Source organism: Komagataeibacter europaeus LMG 18890 (assembly GCF_000285295.1).
In the GTDB taxonomy this organism is placed as follows: Bacteria; Pseudomonadota; Alphaproteobacteria; order Acetobacterales; family Acetobacteraceae; genus Komagataeibacter; species Komagataeibacter europaeus.
Genome location: NZ_CADP01000281.1, coordinates 1 through 1,489 on the forward strand (window position 1 = coordinate 1; position 1,489 = coordinate 1,489).

Here is a 1,489-nt window from a genome sequence, read left to right on the forward strand (position 1 = left end):
TGCTGAAGCAACGCTGCCTGCTGAGCCGGTGACCTGACTGGCACGAAGCGCATCGTCGGGCGGGTCACCGCCTCGCAGATCGCCTCGGCGTCAGCGGCATCAGTTTTACCCCGCTTGACGTAGGGCTTCACATAGACCGGCGGCATCATCCTGACCGTATGTCCGAAAGCCGCAATCGAGCGCGCCCGGTAATGCGACGTGCCACACGCTTCCATACCGACCAGGCATGGCGGGAGTGTTTCAAAAAACCGGAGAACTTCACCGCGCCGTAAGCGACGGCGTACGAGAATGTTCCCAAGACTATCGATCCCATGCACCTGAAAAACATTCTTGGCCAGGTCGAGGCCAATCGTCGAAATCGTTCCCATAGGTGGCTCCATGCGTTGCAGACGGTGACGATTTCATCCTCGCGCATTTCGTGCGGGGGCCGTCTACAACATCACCTCTCTTTCCTGGTGACAATGCTCAGATTGTGCTAAGCTGGTTTCGAAGATTTAGTGATCGATATGGAGATCGTGATGTCCGAATATAAAACTCAGGATTCACCTGGCTATGAATGGGCCAGCTTCGAGGCGATCCGCATTGCCGGCGAGCGGGCGCGCGAAGTCCGGGCAGCCAGTGGTGAAATCATGACCTATGTCCAGAACGGGTGGGTTGTGCGTGAATATCCAGGTGGTCGGGTTGAACGCCTCGCTCTGCTGGAAGAGTTCCGCGACGAAGATTTTCCCTATCCCTCGTGACTCGATTACTGATTTATGCAGGACCGAATGGCTCCGGCAAAAGTAGTCTGCGGGTTGGCACAAGCGCTGACATTGAGCCCGTCGATGTTGTCATTGATCCTGACCAGATAGCACGGGGGATCAATCCGGCTAGCCCGCGCGATGCCGACCGGGAGGCCGGGCGAAAAGCCATCGAGATATTCAATGCATCTCTGGCAACCGGAAAATCGATTTCTCTCGAAACGACATTATCCGGCCACTCCATAATCCGTCGTATCAAGGCGGCACAGATGGCCGGCTATCATGTCGAGTTGCGATATATTGCTCTGGCTTCGGTTGAAATGAATGTTCAGCGCGTCAGGGCACGTGCTGCGGGTGGTGGACATTTCATTGAGCCGGAGGCCATTCGCAGACGATATATCGGCAGCCTCGTCAATCTTCCGACCGTCATTGCCCTTTCTGATCGTGTCGTTATCTCCGATAATTCAGGTGTTACGCCGGAGCCTGTCCTTGAAATCGAAAGTGGTCAGATTGTGCGTCGAGGCGTGACTATACCTGAATGGCTGGTCAGCACATGTCCTGATCTCTTCTGTTAGTGCGTTTTATCGCGAAGACAAAGAGGCTGTTGTAATGGGCCCTGATAACGCTTGCGCCGACAATTTTACGTCCCTTTGCGCCGGGCTGCGCAGATAGGGCGGGAAACATTGAATCCAGTTATGAGAGATGATGTTGTGGACGGCCCCCGCACGAAATGTGCGAGGATGAAATCG

General features: G+C 55.0%; 3 protein-coding genes. 2 read left to right on the forward strand and 1 reads right to left on the reverse strand.

Going from position 1 to position 1,489, the window contains the following annotated elements:
- A partial coding sequence (locus tag GEU01_RS21710) for an IS110 family transposase (protein WP_019087667.1) occupies positions 1-368 on the reverse strand: 368 nt, incomplete at its 3' end.
- A gap of 138 nt (positions 369-506) precedes the next feature.
- On the opposite strand from GEU01_RS21710, the gene GEU01_RS21715 reads away from it, so the two are divergent.
- Positions 507-740 (forward strand): hypothetical protein, encoded by a 234-nt coding sequence (locus tag GEU01_RS21715; RefSeq protein WP_010518344.1) that lies wholly within the window; start codon positions 507-509, stop codon positions 738-740.
- Positions 737-1,315, forward strand: coding sequence for a zeta toxin family protein (locus tag GEU01_RS25435; RefSeq protein WP_081500061.1), 579 nt, complete (start codon positions 737-739; stop codon positions 1,313-1,315). The genes GEU01_RS21715 and GEU01_RS25435 overlap by 4 nt, the downstream gene beginning before the upstream one ends.
- Positions 1,316-1,489: the final 174 nt, after the last annotated feature.

Bases quoted from the DNA above. Each gene is read 5' to 3' on its own strand.
- GEU01_RS21715 (WP_010518344.1), top strand. From the start codon at position 507: ATGGAGATCGTGATGTCCGAATATAAAACTCAGGATTCACCTGGCTAT.